The organism is Alloyangia pacifica, assembly GCF_020524285.1.
Lineage (GTDB): Bacteria > Pseudomonadota > Alphaproteobacteria > Rhodobacterales > Rhodobacteraceae > Salipiger > Salipiger pacificus_B.
Map to the genome: position 1 here is coordinate 301491 of NZ_JAIVKX010000003.1, position 15022 is coordinate 316512.

15 protein-coding genes and 1 riboswitch are annotated in these 15022 nt (G+C 67.7%); of the genes, 1 reads left to right on the forward strand and 14 read right to left on the reverse strand.

The annotated features are described in order from the left end of the window. Window positions 1–4: 4 nt before the first annotated feature. The 13 genes from LC039_RS05545 to miaB form a co-directional block, all read right to left on the reverse strand. Entirely contained in the window at window positions 5–916 is a 912-nt protein-coding gene (locus LC039_RS05545; RefSeq protein ID WP_226622060.1) for a thioredoxin family protein, read from the reverse strand. Between the two features lie 105 nt (window positions 917–1021). After that, on the reverse strand, window positions 1022–1729 hold the full coding sequence (locus tag LC039_RS05550; protein ID WP_226622061.1) for an endonuclease/exonuclease/phosphatase family protein: 708 nt from the start codon (window positions 1727–1729) through the stop codon (window positions 1022–1024). Between the two features lie 11 nt (window positions 1730–1740). Beyond that, entirely contained in the window at window positions 1741–3159 is a 1419-nt protein-coding gene (gene cls / locus LC039_RS05555; RefSeq protein ID WP_226622062.1) for a cardiolipin synthase, read from the reverse strand. A 116-nt stretch (window positions 3160–3275) separates the two neighbouring features. After that, a complete protein-coding gene (locus LC039_RS05560; RefSeq protein ID WP_226622063.1) occupies window positions 3276–4064 on the reverse strand; it encodes an exodeoxyribonuclease III in 789 nt (262 codons plus the stop codon). A gap of 78 nt (window positions 4065–4142) precedes the next feature. Next, a complete protein-coding gene (locus LC039_RS05565) occupies window positions 4143–5045 on the reverse strand; it encodes an EamA family transporter (RefSeq protein WP_226622064.1) in 903 nt (300 codons plus the stop codon). 148 nt (window positions 5046–5193) lie between these two features. Continuing rightward, complete coding sequence (gene metK / locus LC039_RS05570; protein ID WP_226622065.1) at window positions 5194–6375, reverse strand: methionine adenosyltransferase; 1182 nt, start codon at window positions 6373–6375, stop codon at window positions 5194–5196. A 3-nt stretch (window positions 6376–6378) separates the two neighbouring features. Beyond that, a riboswitch (SAM-SAH riboswitch) is annotated at window positions 6379–6427 on the reverse strand. Window positions 6428–6463: 36 nt separating this feature from the next. Continuing rightward, window positions 6464–8050 (reverse strand): apolipoprotein N-acyltransferase, encoded by a 1587-nt coding sequence (lnt, locus tag LC039_RS05575; RefSeq protein ID WP_319003706.1) that lies wholly within the window; start codon window positions 8048–8050, stop codon window positions 6464–6466. After that, window positions 8043–9017 carry a hemolysin family protein gene (locus LC039_RS05580; protein WP_226622066.1) on the reverse strand — a complete coding sequence of 325 codons (975 nt, stop codon included), beginning with the start codon at window positions 9015–9017 and terminating at the stop codon, window positions 8043–8045. The genes lnt and LC039_RS05580 overlap by 8 nt, the downstream gene beginning before the upstream one ends. Before the next feature lie 23 nt (window positions 9018–9040). Continuing rightward, window positions 9041–9556, reverse strand: coding sequence for an rRNA maturation RNase YbeY (gene ybeY, locus LC039_RS05585; protein WP_226622067.1), 516 nt, complete (start codon window positions 9554–9556; stop codon window positions 9041–9043). Window positions 9557–9625: 69 nt separating this feature from the next. Next, complete coding sequence (locus tag LC039_RS05590) at window positions 9626–10606, reverse strand: PhoH family protein (protein WP_226622068.1); 981 nt, start codon at window positions 10604–10606, stop codon at window positions 9626–9628. Window positions 10607–10756: 150 nt separating this feature from the next. Continuing rightward, entirely contained in the window at window positions 10757–11068 is a 312-nt protein-coding gene (locus LC039_RS05595) for a hypothetical protein (RefSeq protein WP_226622069.1), read from the reverse strand. 14 nt (window positions 11069–11082) lie between these two features. Continuing rightward, complete coding sequence (locus LC039_RS05600) at window positions 11083–11694, reverse strand: OmpA family protein (protein ID WP_226622070.1); 612 nt, start codon at window positions 11692–11694, stop codon at window positions 11083–11085. A gap of 240 nt (window positions 11695–11934) precedes the next feature. Next, window positions 11935–13254, reverse strand: a complete 1320-nt coding sequence (miaB, locus tag LC039_RS05605) for a tRNA (N6-isopentenyl adenosine(37)-C2)-methylthiotransferase MiaB (RefSeq protein ID WP_226622071.1) — start codon at window positions 13252–13254, stop codon at window positions 11935–11937. Between the two features lie 112 nt (window positions 13255–13366). Here miaB and LC039_RS05610 point away from each other — a divergent pair, with 112 nt between their 5' ends. Further along, the gene (locus LC039_RS05610; RefSeq protein WP_226622388.1) at window positions 13367–14248 is read left to right on the forward strand and encodes a hypothetical protein; all 882 of its coding nucleotides are present in this window, start codon (window positions 13367–13369) and stop codon (window positions 14246–14248) included. Window positions 14249–14296: 48 nt separating this feature from the next. On the opposite strand, the gene LC039_RS05615 is transcribed toward LC039_RS05610, so the two are convergent. Further along, window positions 14297–14983, reverse strand: coding sequence for an FAD-binding oxidoreductase (locus LC039_RS05615; RefSeq protein ID WP_226622072.1), 687 nt, complete (start codon window positions 14981–14983; stop codon window positions 14297–14299). Between the last annotated feature and the right edge of the window lie 39 nt (window positions 14984–15022).

Below are 15022 nucleotides of genomic sequence, written 5' to 3' on the forward strand. Positions count from 1 at the left end.
GCGCTCAGGCAAATATCATCGAGCTGAGCTTGCGCCGGCCGTTCAGCAGCACCGGATCGTTCGGCTTGAGCGCCTCGAAGATGGTGAAGAGCTGCGCCTTGGCGGCCCCGTCGTTCCACTCGCGGTCGCGGCGGAAGAGCTCGAGAAGCTGGGTCACCGCCTCTTCGGTCTGGCCATGGGCATAGAGCGCCTGCGCCAGGTCGAAGCGCGCCTGCAGGTCGGCCGGATCGGCCTCGACCTTGGCGGTCAGCTCGGCGACGGGGCCGGCGTTGCTCGCCTGCTTGGCCAGCTCGATCTTGGCATGGGCCGCTTCCAGTTCGGGCGCCTTGGAGATCTCCACCGGAGCACCGTTCAGCACGGCCTCGGCCTGCTCGATCTCGCCCAGCTCCAGGTAGCACGACACCATGCCGGCGAAGGCCTTGGCATTGGCCGGGTCTTCCTCGAGGATCGCCGCGAAGACCTGCGCGGCATCCGCCGCAGCGCCCTGTTCGAGCATTTCCTCGGCGGTGGCCACGGCCTCGTCGAGCCCGCCCGAAGCGTCGCCGCCCGAGGCGGTGACCACGCGGTCGATGAAGGCCTTCAGCTCGGAGGCGGGCAGCGCGCCCTGGAAGCCGTCGATCGGCTGACCCTTGTAGAAGGCGTAGACCGTCGGGATCGACTGGATGCGCAGCTGACCGGCGATCATCTGCGCCTCGTCGACGTTGACCTTGGCCATCTTCACCGCGCCCTTGGCCTCGGTGACGGCGGCTTCCAGTGCCGGGCCGAGCTGCTTGCACGGGCCGCACCAAGGTGCCCAGAAATCGACGATGACCGGCACTTCCTGCGAGGCGTCCACCACCTCGGCCATGAAATCGGCTTCGCTGACGTCCTTGATGAGATCGCCCTTGGGGGCCTCGGTCTTGCCCAGTTCCAGCATGCTTTATCCTCCGCTGCGGCGGTTTGCTTGGCGTGTTACATGGCGCAGGCGCGGGCATGATGCAAGGGCGCCCCACCCGGACACCCCCACCCCGGAGCCCCGGGCTCAGCTTCGGCGCGAGAGCTGCGCCCAGATCGGCAGGTGATCCGAGGCCCGCCGTGCCGCGCCACCCTGCTCGACCCCGGCATCGTCGAGCACCAGCGCGCTGCCGTAGGCAATGCCGTCAAGCGCCACGAAGGGGCGCGAGGCGTGGTAGCTGCGGCCCGGCAGAGTGAGGGTGAAATCGCGCTCCCAGGGCTCGTAGCCGCGCACGTCGGACCATTCGTTGAAATCGCCGAAGATCGCCGCCTCGGCGCGCAGTTCCCCCAGGTGGTCGCGGATCTGGGACATCTGCTTGAGCCGGTAGCGGCGCAGCAGCCCAAGGTGCGCGCCGACCACGTTCACCCCCTCGACCCGCGCCATGACCGCACCGCGCGGCTCCAGCCCGGGCAACTCGATGCGCGCGGTCTGGGTAACCTCAAGGCCCCTGCGCACGAAGATCGCATTGCCATGCCAGCCGAGGCTGACCTCGTTGCGAGCCAGATCAACCACATCGTAGTCGGTTTCCTGCGCGATCAGGAAGCGCGGGATGGCAGCGGGGCGCGGCCCGAGCCGCAGGTCGGCCTCCTGCAGCACCACCACGTCGGCGCCGATCTGGTTGAGCACCTGCAGGATGCGCGCCGGATCGCGGCGGCGGTCGATGCCCATGGCCTTGCGGATATTGTAGCTGACCACCTTCAGGGCCGGTTTCGGGGAGGAGGCAACGGAGGACATGGCGGGCACCTTCACAGGATCGGAGCCAGCAGCCGCGCGAAGGGCGCGGCCGCACGGACCCAGAGCGGGTGCTCGTGCAGCGGCTTCTCCATCTTGTAGGCGCTGGTGAAATCCGCCTCCAGCATCTTCGCCACCCGCGACGCGAAGCCGCGGTCGAAAATCACCGCCATCGTCTCGAAATTGAGCCGGAACGAGCGGTTGTCGAGGTTGGCCGAGCCCACGGCGGCCAGATCGTCGTCGACCAGCACCACCTTCTGGTGCACGAAGCCACCCTCGTAGCGCAGCACCTCGACCCCGGCGGCGCGCACTTCGTCGAAGAAGGCATGGGCGGCGAGCCAGGGCAGGTAGTGGTCGATGGCATCGGGCACCAGCACCTTGACGTCGCAGCCGCGCAGGGCGGCGCCCACGAGCGCCGAGAGCACGTCCTGGTCGGGGACGAAATAGGGTGAGGCGATCCACACCCGCTCGCGCGCCTCGGCCAGGGCCGAGATGAAGAACAGCGCGCCGGTGTCCATGTCGTCGGCCGGGCCCGAGGGCAGCACCAGCCCCGAGAGGTTCTCCTCGGCGCTGGCCGGCCGCCAGTTGAGCCCGCGCCCGATGGTCTCGCCGGTGGCCCAGTGCCAGTCCTCGGCAAAGACCAGTTGCAGCTGCGCCACCATCGGTCCGCGCAGGTGCAGATGGGTGTCGCGCCAGGGGCCGAAGGTGGGGTTCTTGCCAAGGTAGTCGTCCTTGACGTTGTGGCCGCCGATGAAGCCTTCCTGCCCGTCGATGATCACGGTCTTGCGGTGATTGCGGAAGTTGATCTGGAAGCGCGAGGTCGGCCCCGGCGCATTGGCCGGATCGACGACCTGCACCCCGGCGTCGCGCAGCGCGTCGAGGTACTGTGACGGCAGCCCGTAGCTGCCCACCCCGTCGAAGATCAGCCGCACCTGCACGCCGCGCGCCGAGGCCGCGATCATGCGCTCGGCCATCTCGTTGCCCACCCCGTCCTCGGCGATCGTGTAGAACTGCACGAGCAGGTAGTGCTGCGCCCGGTCCATTGCCTCGAAGACCGCACCGAAGGTGGCCCGGCCGTCGACCAGCAGATCCGCCGCGTTGCCACCGACCGCCGGCATGGCGGCGAGCCGTTCAAAGGCGCGGTAGCGCGTCGGGTCGGCCTCGGCGGGCGGGTAGTCGGCGCAGAAGGCATCCATCTCGCGCCGCACCCGGCGGCTGCTGCGCCGGGAGACGCGGTAGCCGCGCAGCTTGTGCTGGCCGAAGAAGAGATAGGCCGGCAGGGCGAACCAAGGGGCGGCGAGCAGGAACACCGTCCAGGCGGCGGCCCCCTGCGGCGTGCGCGCGGTGGTGATCGCGCGCCAGACGGCAAAGGCCACCAGAAGCGGCAGGACAACCGCCAGAAGGACGGCGAAGATGGTGGTGTTTGAGCCCATGGGCCGTGCTCCGGTATTGCGTCCGGGAACCCCGTCCCGGCCCGCCTCAACCAGAGCGCATCGCGGATTGTTCCGCAAGCGCCCGGGCCTGTGACCGGCCCGGGCGCCGCTGTGGCTCAGAGATCGAAGCTGGCGAAGACCGGCACGTGGTCCGAGGGCTTCTCCCAGCCGCGCGCGCCCCGCAGGATGCGCGAGCCGTGCCCGGCGTTCGAGATGTCCGGCGTTGCCCAGACGTGGTCGAGCCGCCGGCCCTTGTCCGCCGCGTCCCAGTCGCGGGCGCGGTAGGACCACCACGAGTAGAGCAGCCCCTCGGGGATGTCCTGGCGGGTGATGTCGACCCAGCCGCCCGCGTCCTGCGCCTGCGCCAGGTGCTCGACCTCGATCGGCGTGTGCGAGACGATCTTCAGCAGCTTCTTGTGGCTCCAGACGTCATCCTCGCGCGGGGCGATGTTGAGATCGCCGACAAGGATCGACTTTTCCGGCTTGTTGGCATGGAACCAGTCGCGCATCTCGGTGAGGTAGTCGAGCTTCTGGCCGAACTTCTCGTTCTTCTCGCGGTCGGGCTCGTCGCCGCCGGCCGGAACGTAAAAGTTGTGGATGGTCACACCGTTCTCGAGCCTGGCGGCCACGTGGCGGGCGTGACCGAGGGCGGCGAAATCCTGATCCCCGGCATCCTCGAGCGGCAGTTTCGACAGGATGGCGACGCCGTTGTAGCCCTTCTGCCCGCGCGCCACGATGTGGGTGTAGCCAAGCGCCGCGAACTGCTCGAGCGGGATCTTGTCGACCGGGCTCTTGGTTTCCTGCAGGCACAGCACGTCCGGCCCCTCTTCGGCGAGCAGCTTGAGGACGATGGGTTCGCGCAGGCGGACCGAGTTGATGTTCCAGGTGGCAAGGGTGAAGGACATGAGGCGGGCTCCTTTTCTGGCGCGGAAAATGTCAGCCCGCCCCGCCGGGCGCAACCCGCATCCCGCGGAACCCGCGGCTCAGAGCACGAGCACGAGGATCAGCACCGACAGGCACAGGAAGCCGATGCCCGCAAGCTCGCGCCGGGTGATGCTTTCCTTGAACACGAGCACCGAGGCCATGAGCGAGAAGATCAGTTCCACCTGCCCCAGCGCCTGCACGTAGGCGGCGGTCTGCAGGGTGAAGGCGGTGAACCACGACAGGCTCCCGGCCATCGAGGTCAGGCCGAGCAAGATCGCGGTGCCACGGGCCTGCCAGACGGCGGTGATCTGACCGGGCTCGAAGAGACGCAGCCAGAGCGCCATGCCGAAGGCCTGCGACAGCACAACGCAGACCAGCGTCACCCCGGCGCGCAGGAAGGGCGCCTCCGAGGCGATCTCGAGCGAGGCGCCGCGGTAGCCGACGCCGGAGATGGCGAAGAAGAACCCCGAGGCGAGGCCGAGCGCCACCGCCCGGCTGCCCATGCGGCGCAGCAGCCCGCCCGACAGGCCTGGCGTGTCCGACAGCAGCAGCACCCCGACGAGGCCGATGAGGATCGCCCCCCAGCCCGCCGCCGAGATGTTCTCGCCCAGCACCGCGAGGCCGACCAGCGCAGTCTGGATCACCTCGGTCTTCTTGAAGGTGATGCCGACGGCGAAGTTGCGCTGCCGGAACAGCGCCACGACGAAGACCGTCGCGAGGATCTGCCCCAGCGCGCCGAAGAGCGCATAGGCCCAGAAGGCGTGGCTCAGCTGCGGCCAGCCCTGCCCCGTGGCAATGAGGTAGCCCGCCACCACCAGCACCGCGGCGGGCGCGGCATAGGCGAAGCGCGCGAAGGTTGAGGAGGTTGCCGTCAGCCCGCCCGTGCTCAGCACCTTGTGCAGCATGAAGCGCAAGGTCTGGAAGAAGGCGGCGGAGAGGGTGACGGCGATCCACAAATCCATGGCGCTGCCAATGGCACGCGTCGGGGCGATTGACCATAGGTTGGCGCCGGAAAGCGAAGCGGGCCGGAGGTTTCCCCCGGCCCGCCGCTGGCTCAGCCAAATTCGACCCGGTCGAATTTGCAAATCTCTTCGAAGAAATTCGCCCGGCTCAGATCTCGCGCTTAAGCGCCTCGGCCAGATCGGTGCGCTCCCAGGAGAAGCCACCGTCCGCCTCCGGGGCGCGGCCGAAGTGACCATAGGCCGCGGTGCGCTGGTAGATCGGCTTGTTCAGATCGAGGTGGGTGCGGATGCCGCGCGGGGTCAGATCCATGACCTTGGGGATGGCGCGTTCGATCGCCTCGGCTGCCAGATCGCCGGTGCCGTGGGTGTCGACGTAGATCGACAGCGGCTTGGCGACACCGATGGCGTAGGAAAGCTGCACCGTGCAACGCTCGGCGAGGCCCGCGGCCACGACGTTCTTTGCCAGGTAGCGCGCCGCATAGGCCGCCGAGCGGTCGACCTTGCTGGGATCCTTGCCCGAGAAGGCGCCGCCGCCGTGCGGCGCCGCGCCGCCGTAGGTGTCGACGATGATCTTGCGCCCGGTGAGACCCGCGTCGCCGTCCGGCCCGCCGATGACGAACTTGCCGGTGGGGTTCACCCACCATTCGGTCTCGGGGCTGATCCAGCCTTCCGGCAGGGTGCCGCGGATGTAGGGCTCGACGATGGCGCGGATGTCCTCGGAGCTCTGCCCCTCGTCACTGTGCTGCGTCGACAGCACGATCGAGGTCACCCCGACCGGCTTGCCGCCCTCGTAGCGCACCGAGATCTGCGACTTCGCGTCCGGTCCCAGCATCGGCTCGGCCCCGGACTTGCGTACTTCCGCGAGCTTCTTGAGTACCGCGTGCGAGTAGAGGATCGGCGCCGGCATCAGCTCGGGCGTCTCGTTGGTGGCATAGCCGAACATGATGCCCTGGTCGCCCGCGCCCTCGTCGCGGTCGCCCTGCCCCGTTACGCCCTGCGCGATATGCGCCGACTGCTCGTGCAGCAGGTTGGTGATTTCGCAGGTGGCGTGGTGGAACTTGTCCTGCTCGTAGCCGATATCCTTGATGCAGGCCCGCGCGATATCGGGGATGCGCTCCATGTACTCATGCAGCTTTTGCTGGTCGGTCAGCCCGATCTCGCCGCCGATCACCACCCGGTTTGTGGTGGCGAAGGTCTCGCAGGCGACGCGGGCCAGGGGATCCTCTGCCAGCAGCGCGTCGAGCACGGCATCGGAAATGCGGTCGCACACCTTGTCGGGGTGCCCCTCGGAGACGGATTCCGAGGTGAAGATATAGTTCTGTCGGGACATAAGCGCTCCATTAAGTACCAGCTGTCACGCCAGGAAGCCGTTGTGACAGGGATATGAAACTTCTCGCTACGCGCGCCAGCGCGGCGCGTCAATCGAAATTGCGGCGGCGCGGCACGAAGGCCAGCAGCATGAGCAGGGCAAGAAGCCCGAGCACCGGCAGATCCCCGGTCCGGCTGTAGAGCGTCTGGCGCAGCGGCGGCGGCAGGCGCGTGTCGAGGAAACCCGCCTCGTTCAGCGGCAGCGCCTTCAGCACCCGCCCGGCCCCGTCGATGACCGCCGAGACACCGGTATTGGCCGCGCGCAGCAGCGGCAGCCCCTGCTCGATCGCCCGGATCCGCGCCTGCGCGAGGTGCTGGTAGGGCCCCGAGAAATTGCCGAACCAGGCATCATTGGTGATCTGCAGCAGCAGCTCGGGCCGCGCCGCGCCGCGCAGGTCCTGCGGGAAGACGGCCTCGTAGCAGATCAGCGGTAGCGCCATGCCCATCTGCCCGCCCAGGTCGATCAGCTCCGCGCCCGGCCCAGCGGAATAGCCGCCCTCGGCCCGTGCGGCGATGCCGCTGACGTTGATGTGCCGGAACAGCTCGCGGAAGGGCATGTACTCGCCGAACGGCACGAGATGGTGCTTGTCGTAGACCGCCTCGACCTTCGGCCCCTGCGCCACCAGCGCCAGGGAATTGAAGTAGTCGTAGCCCTCGCTGCGCTGGATGCCCAGCACGACGCGGCCCGGCAGGGCGGCGTCGGTGATCACCCGCAGCTCGGCCTCTGCGTTCTCCAGCAGGCGCGGCACGGCGGTTTCCGGCCAGACGATCAGGTCCGGACGCGGCAGGCCGTCCTGCGCCGGAGCGGCGGTGAAATCCACCTGCCGCTCGAAAAAGACGGGGACATAGGCGCGGTCCCATTTCTGGGTCTGCGGCGCGTTGGGCTGGATGAGGCGCACCACAGGACGGTCGCCCAGGTTCTGCAGCGGCGGCACCATCTGCGCCCCGCCCCAGAGCAGCACCGCCGCCAGAACCAGCCCCAGCGCCGCCGGCATCCACGCGCCGCGCAGACCGCGCGCCAGCAGAGCCGCCAGCGCGAGCGTGACGAGCGTCAGCCCGAAGGAGCCGGTCCAGGCGACCCATTGGATCGCATCTGTCGGCTCCCAGAGGTAGCCGACGAGCCCCCAGGGAAAGCCGGTGAAGAGATAGCCGCGCGCCAGCTCGGCCAGCGACCAGGACACCACAAGCGCGAAGAGCCGCGAGCGCGGCGCCTGCGCGGCGCCCCAGAAGGCGAGCCCCCAGAACAGCGCCAGCCCCGCCGCCATGAGAAACAGCGCGAAGGGCGCCATCCAGGCGGTGACCGCGGCGTCCACCTGGAACGGTTCGGTCAGCCAGTTCAGCGCCAGGCCGAAATAGCCGGTGCCCACGCCCCAGCCCACGGCCAGCGCGGCGCCGGACCTGCGCTGCAGGGAGAAGAGCGCAATGGAAAGGACCAGCCCGGCGAGCGCCACGTACCAGAGGTTCCACGGCGCCTGCCCCAGCGCCATCAGCGCGCCGCAGGCAAGTGCCGGCAGCACGCGGGCGCGACCGGTCAGAAGCCGCGCGGCCCGCGCGGCAAGCGGGGCGGAGGACAGCGCCATCATCTCGCGATGCCCTCCGCCCGGTGCCGCATCGGGCCGCACGTCAGGGTCAGCCACGCCCGGCCCCGGCGTCACCGCCATTGAGCTGGGAGGTGCCCTCGGGCTTTGCCGGCGGCAACAGCGCGGGGCTTGCGATCGGCACCTCGGAAAGCGGAGCCGAGGGGCGCACCCGCAGCCGCTTGATCCGGCGCGGGTCCGCGTCCACCACCTCGAAGTCGATGCCATCGGGGTGCGGGATCACCTCGCCGCGGGCGGGCACGTGACCGGCGAGCATGAAGACCAGACCGCCAAGCGTGTCGATCTCCTCCTCGTCGATCTCGTCGGGATCGGTGAGCGCGATGCCGGTGGCCGCCTCGAATTCCTCGAGCGGGGTCTTGGCCAGCGCCAGCCAGCTGCCCGACTTCTCGCGGAAGAAGTTGCGGCCTTCCTCGGTGTCGTGCTCGTCCTCGATCTCGCCGATGACCTGTTCGATCAGATCCTCGATGGTCACCAGCCCGTCGACGCCGCCGTATTCGTCGATCACCAGCGCCATGTGCCGACGTTCGGTCTGCATCTTGGTGAGCAGCACGCCGATCGGCATCGAGGGTGGCACGAAGAGCAGCGGGCGCAGCATCTTCTTCATGTCGAACGCCTCGCCGTGGCCGTTGAAGCCGTGCAGCAGCGCGAAGTCCTTGAGGTGCACCATGCCGACGGGCGTGTCGAGCGTGCCGGCGTAGACCGGCAGGCGGGTCATGCCGCTGTCGCGGAAGACCGTCACTAGCTCGTCCATGGAAAGGGTGTCGGGCACGGCGACGATCTCCGCCTTGGGAATCGCCACGTCCTCCACGCGCATGCGGCGGAGGTTCATCATGCCATGTACGGGCCGCTCATAGGCGGCCACGAGACTCTGCCCCGGGTCTGCCTCGTCCTCGCTGCCGGTCACACGGCCCGAGAAGATGCGTTTGAAAAAGCCCTGAGGCCGGTCCAGTTGCTCGTTTTCCTGCGCGCCGTGCGCTGCATTAGACGAGTCGTCGTTGTCTCCCATCGGTCCTTTTGTTCCTGTGTCTCTCAGAGGTCAGATGAATATGGGTCCGCGATACCCAGTTTGCCAAGTATTTCCGTCTCAATATTTTCCATGAGCGTCGCATCGCCGTCACGAATGTGATCATAGCCCAGAAGATGCAAGGTTCCATGAACGATCAGATGGGTCACGTGATCGGCCATGGTCTTGCCCGCCTCCTGCGCCTCGCGGGCGCAGGTCTCATAGGCGATGGCGAGATCGCCGAGCTCGGTGGCAAAGGGGCCATGCTCGCCCTCGGGCAGGTCGGGGGACTCGCCCTCGACCTCGGCGCCGCGCTCTTCGGAGGGCCAGGAGAGCACGTTGGTCGGGGTCGGCTTTTCGCGGAACTCGGCGTTCAGCTCGGCGATGCGCGCATCGTCGCAGGCGAGGACGGCGATCTCGAACCCCTCGGGTCCAAGGCCGAGATGCCCCAGGGCGGCGCGCGCCGCGGTTTCGGCGAGGTCTTCAAGCCCGGCCTCCTCCCAACGGTCGTCCTCGATGATCGTGTCGGTGAGCTGAGCCATATGTGCAAGCGGGGGGCGCTGCCCCCGGACCCCCGGGATATTTGAGCCTAGACGAAGGGGCGGGGGCCGTCAGGCCCCGCGCTCCGCGTCCTTCTCGTAGGCGTCGATGATCTTCGCCACAAGGGGGTGCCTCACCACATCGGCGGAGGTGAAGTAGTTGAAGCTGATCTTGTCGATGTGGCTGAGCAGGCGCTCGGCGTCCTGCAGGCCCGACTGCACGCCGCGCGGCAGGTCGACCTGGCTGCGGTCGCCGGTGATCACCATGCGCGAGCCCTCGCCGAGGCGGGTGAGGAACATCTTCATCTGCATGGAGGTGGCGTTCTGCGCCTCGTCGAGCACCACGAAGGCGTTCGACAGGGTGCGGCCGCGCATGAAGGCCAGCGGCGCGATCTCGATGGTCTTTTCCTCCATCATCTTCGCGAGCTGCTTGCCGGGCAGGAAGTCGTTCAGCGCGTCGTAGAGCGGCTGCATGTAGGGATCGACCTTGTCCTTCATGTCGCCGGGCAGGTAGCCGAGCTTCTCGCCCGCCTCGACCGCCGGACGGCTGAGGATGATCTTGTCGACCTGGCCGGTGATGAAGAGGTTCACGCCGACGGCGACGGCGAGATAGGTCTTGCCGGTGCCCGCCGGGCCGATCCCGAAGGCCAGCTCGTTCTCGAAGAGCGCGCGGACATAGGCCTTCTGGGCGTCGGTGCGCGGTTCGATGAGCTTCTTGCGGGTCTTGATCTCGACCTTACCGCCCGAGAACATCTCGAGCTGGTCGCCCGGCTCCTGCTCCTCGGGAGCGAGTCGGAACTCGCGGTCGATGTCACCGCGGCCGACCGAGCGGCCCTGCTCGAGCCGCTGGTAGAGGGCGTTGAGCACCTCGCGCGCGGCCTCCTGCGCCTCGGCCGGGCCGTGCAGCGCCAACTGGTTGCCGCGGCGCAGGATCTGCACGCCGGTTCGGGCTTCGATGTCGGTGAGGTTGCGGTCGTATTCTCCGCACAGATCGATGAGGAGGCGATTGTCCGGAAATTCCAGGATGGCTTCGGTCAGGATGCCTGTGTTCACGCATGTCTCCTGCGCTTGAGTGTACCTTGATGGTGCCAAGCGGCGGGGCCCGAGGTCAAGCAGGTTCGTCCTCTTGGCGGGAGGAAAGAAGCAAAACGGCCGCGCGGTGGGCACCGCGCGGCCGTTGGCATTGGTCTGTGGGAGCGGCGCTCAGAGCGGGTCCCCGATCACCGAGGTGGCGCCCTGCTTGAAGTCGCCGGTGGCCACCGTGGGCGGGGCAACGCCGGAACAGACCGGCTTGCCGTACTTGTCGAGGCGGCGGGCGAGGTAGCCCTCGACCCCGTCGTCGGCGATCCAGTTGTCGCAGCCATCCGGGTCGACCCAGACACCCCAGCGGATCTTCGACAGGTCATTGCGGTCGATCAGGTTGACGTCCTGGCTCTTGTCTTCGCCGATCGGCATGTCGCAGGCTGCGAGCCCGGAGGCTGCGGCGAGCACGAGTGCGAGTTTCGCGAATTTCATCTGGCCGGCCCCCCTCAGCGCACGCACAGGATTTCGACACGGCGGTTCTTTGCCATGCCCTCGACGGTGCTGTTGGTTGCCACCGGGTAGTTCTCGCCGTAGCCGCGCACGTCGATCACCCGGGCGCCATTGGCATGGGCCACCGACGCCACCGAGTTGGCGCGGTTGAGGCTCAGCCGGTCATTGTAGGCATGGCTGGCGCGCGAGTCGGTATGGCCCACGATGATGTAGCCGAAGACCTTGGAGTCGCGGAAGAACTCGTCGAGCCGGTAGCGGCTCTGCGGGTAGATCTTGTAGCTGTCGGTGGCGAAGTACTGGTCCGCCTTCAGCGTGCCGCAGACGTTGATCTCGTGGCAGACCGGGCGGCCGTCGCGGGTGACGCGCGAGACGGCATAGCCTTCGGCGCCATCGTCCATGACCCAGATCTCGCAGCCGTCGGGCGAGAGCGAAATCCCCGGGATGTAACGCTCCCCGCGGATCGTACGGGTGTTCTGCGTGGAAATGACCGGTGTGTTCAGACCGTCGGCGGCGGCTGCCACCGGGGCAGCGATGCCGGTCAGGGCAAGCGCGGATACGGCTGCCACCCCCAGAACGCCGCGGAGGGCCTTGGAAAAGCGTGTCGCCACAGCCTCTGTCCCTTTCGATGTTGATACCATTGGCCGTCGGGCGCGGAAGGATCCGCACCGGGCCAAACCCCTTACGCGACGGGAGACTAGCAGCAATTTCCACTCTGTGAAGGGGAAACCACCATATATTGTGTCTAAAAGGCGATCATCCGTGCCGCGCGGCACGGATTGTCGCCACCCCCGGATCAATCCCCGGCGTTTTCCCGGTGCCTGTGGCAAAAATGCGGCGGGGCCTTGAGGTCAGACCAGCTCGCCCTTCAGCGAGTTGGCCCCGGATTCGACGATGCGCACCCGGCGCAGATCACCGACCGAGAGCCCCTCGCCCATCACGTGCACCGCGTGCAGGTAGTCGGACTTGCCGCCCATCTGCCCCGGACGGCGGCCGGGCTTTTCGAACAGCACGCCGACCTCGCGGCCGACCATGGCGTCCTGCAGCGCGCGCTGCTGGCGGCCCAGCAGCGCCTGCAGGCGCTGCAGGCGGTCGTCCTTCTCGGCCTCGGAGACCTGCGGGCGCTCGGCTGCCGGGGTGCCCGGGCGCTCGGAATACTTGAACGAAAAGGCCGAACCGTATTGCACCGCCTCGACGAGATCGAGCGTCGCCTGGAAATCCGCCTCTGTCTCTTCAGGGAAGCCGACGATGAAATCGCCCGACAGGTGCAGGTCGGGGCGCGCGGCACGCAGCCGCTCGATGAGCTTCAGGTAGCTCTCGGCGGTGTGCTGGCGGTTCATCCGCTTGAGGATCTTGTCCGAGCCCGCCTGCACCGGCAGATGCAGGTAGGGCATCAGCTTCTCGACCTCGGCATGGGCGGCGATGAGATCATCGTCCATGTCGTTGGGATGCGAGGTGGTGAATCGGATGCGCTCCAGCCCGTCGATCTTCGCCAGGTCGCGGATGATCCCGGCGAGACCCTTCTCATGGCCATGGTAGGCGTTGACGTTCTGGCCCAGCAGGGTGATCTCGCGCACGCCGCGCTCGACCAGGTCGCGCGCCTCGGAAAGCACCCGCCCGGCCGGGCGCGAGACCTCGGCGCCGCGGGTGTAGGGCACCACGCAGAAGGCGCAGAACTTGTCGCAGCCTTCCTGCACGGTCAGGAAGGCGGTCGGGCCCCGCTTGGCCTTGGGGCGCGATTTCAGCTTCTCGAACTTGTCTTCCTCGGGGAAATCGGTGTCGAGCGCCTTTACCCCGGCTCCGGCCTTCGCCTCCATCTCGGGCAGGCGGTGATAGCTCTGCGGGCCGACGACGAGATCGACCATCGGCTGGCGGCGGATGATCTCCTCGCCCTCGGCCTGTGCCACGCAGCCGGCAACGCCGATCTTCAGGTCCGGCTTCTCGGCCTTCAGCCCCTTGTAGCGGCCCAGCTCGGAATAGACCTTCTCGGCGGCCTTCTCACGGATGTGGCAGGTGTTCAGAAGGATCATGTCGGCGTCGTCGGGGCTCTGCGTCTCGACATAGCCCTGACCGCCGAGCGCCTCGACCATGCGTTCGCTGTCATAGACGTTCATCTGGCACCCGTAGGTCTTGATGAAGAGCTTCTTCGGCTCGGTCTTCGACTGCGACATGAGAGGACTCCGGTTCGGCGGTTCAGGGCGTGCGCATAGCGCAAAACCACCCCCGCTTGCAATGCAATCGCTTTTCCCCGACTGTCCGGTCAAAACGCCGGGCGAAGAGCGGATGCAGTATAGCGGGTTGGACGAGTTCCTGAAACGGCAGGCGGCGGGGCTGGGCAGGACGCCCGGCGAACGGCCGCTGGCGATGATCTTCTGCGAGGACCAAGCCGAGGTCGACACCACCGCGCGCCACCACATGCAGCTCGGCTTCTCCCCGGTGCTGATGTTCATGCCGCGCCACCTGGCGCTCTCCCCCGACGTGGCGGAACGCGCCCATCGCATCGACTTCGATCCGCACACCGAGGGCGCCGTGCCGCGCGCCGTCTCGCGCCTGGCGGCAGCCGCGCCGGGGCGCTGGATGTACTACTGCTACAACGCCGAGTTCCTCTTCTACCCGTTCTGCGAGACCCGCAGCATCGGCGAGATGCTGACCTTCCACGCCGAGGAACGGCGCGACGCCATGCTGACCTATGTGATCGATCTCTATGCGGGGGATCTCGGCACCGCGCCGAACGCCGTCTCGCTGGACGACGCCTGGCTGGACCGGTCGGGATACTACGCGCTGGCCCGCCCCGACCCGGCGCGCCACGGCCATCCCAAGGAGCGGCAACTGGATTTCTTCGGCGGCTTGCGCTGGCGCTTTGACGAGCACGTGCCGAAGGGGCGCCGCAAGATCGACCGCATCGCCCTCTTCCGGGCCGGAAAAGGGCTGGTGCTGCGCGACGATCACACCTTCAACATCGAGGAATACAACACCTATGCCTGCCCTTGGCATCACAACCTGACCGCCGCCATCGCGTCCTTCCGCACCGCCAAGGCGCTGAAGCGCAACCCCGGCTCGAGCGACGGGATCTCAAGCTTTCGCTGGCACAACTCGGCGCGCTTCGAATGGCACTCGCGGCAGCTGCTGGACCTGGGGCTCATGGAGCCGGGGCAGTGGTTCTGAGCCCCAGGTCCGCCGGGCCGGCGGTTCTGAGCCCCAAGTCAAACCAGGTCAGTCGAACTCCTCGGTGACGATGCGGTCCTCGCCCACGCCGATGCCCCGCAGCGCCTCGGCCATGTCGTCGAGCATCGCATCCGGCCCGCAGACATAGCAGACGTCCCGTCCGGGCGTGACGACCTGCGCCAGAAGCTCGCCGTCAATCTGCGTGCGGTGCAGTGGGCTCGTCTTCTCGTCGGTGACCAGGAACACGGTCTTCAGGCCGGGCATGCCCTCGAATGTCTCGCGCAGGATGATGTCGGCCTCGGTCTTGTTCGAGAACACCAGCGTGTTGCCCTCGAGCGTGCCAGCCTCCTCCAGCTTCTTGCGCAGGATCGCGATGAAGGGCGTGACCCCCGCGCCGCCGGCGATGAAGACGCCGTCGCCCTTGTCCTCGATCGCGCCCCAGGGCTCTTCGACAAGCACGGTGTCCCCCGGCTGCATCCGGCCGATGCGCTCGGTCACCCCGTCGTGCCCGTCGGCGCTCTCGGGGTAGGACTTGATGACGAATTCCAGCCGGTCCTGCCCCGGCAGCGAGGTGAAGGTGAAGGGGCGGCGCTCCTCGCGCCAGCCGTCACGGTCCAGCGCCATGTCGATCTCCTGCCCGGGCACGAAATCCAGCCCTTCGGGCCGGTCGAACACCAGATGGTGCACGTCATGGGTTACGGGTTCGATGGATTGCAGTGTCAGCTTACAGCTCATGGGGGGCCTCCTATTCCGGTTTCCCGAAAAACGCCCCCG

Coding starts and splice junctions, on each gene's coding strand:
- metK (WP_226622065.1), bottom strand. CDS start 6,375: ATGTCCCGACAGAACTATATCTTCACCTCGGAATCCGTCTCCGAGGGG.
- LC039_RS05615 (WP_226622072.1), bottom strand. CDS start 14,983: ATGAGCTGTAAGCTGACACTGCAATCCATCGAACCCGTAACCCATGAC.
- LC039_RS05560 (WP_226622063.1), bottom strand. CDS start 4,064: ATGTCCTTCACCCTTGCCACCTGGAACATCAACTCGGTCCGCCTGCGC.
- LC039_RS05550 (WP_226622061.1), bottom strand. CDS start 1,729: ATGTCCTCCGTTGCCTCCTCCCCGAAACCGGCCCTGAAGGTGGTCAGC.
- LC039_RS05595 (WP_226622069.1), bottom strand. CDS start 11,068: ATGAAATTCGCGAAACTCGCACTCGTGCTCGCCGCAGCCTCCGGGCTC.
- LC039_RS05545 (WP_226622060.1), bottom strand. CDS start 916: ATGCTGGAACTGGGCAAGACCGAGGCCCCCAAGGGCGATCTCATCAAG.
- cls (WP_226622062.1), bottom strand. CDS start 3,159: ATGGGCTCAAACACCACCATCTTCGCCGTCCTTCTGGCGGTTGTCCTG.
- LC039_RS05610 (WP_226622388.1), top strand. CDS start 13,367: ATGCAGTATAGCGGGTTGGACGAGTTCCTGAAACGGCAGGCGGCGGGG.
- LC039_RS05565 (WP_226622064.1), bottom strand. CDS start 5,045: ATGGATTTGTGGATCGCCGTCACCCTCTCCGCCGCCTTCTTCCAGACC.
- miaB (WP_226622071.1), bottom strand. CDS start 13,254: ATGTCGCAGTCGAAGACCGAGCCGAAGAAGCTCTTCATCAAGACCTAC.
- ybeY (WP_226622067.1), bottom strand. CDS start 9,556: ATGGCTCAGCTCACCGACACGATCATCGAGGACGACCGTTGGGAGGAG.
- LC039_RS05580 (WP_226622066.1), bottom strand. CDS start 9,017: ATGGGAGACAACGACGACTCGTCTAATGCAGCGCACGGCGCGCAGGAA.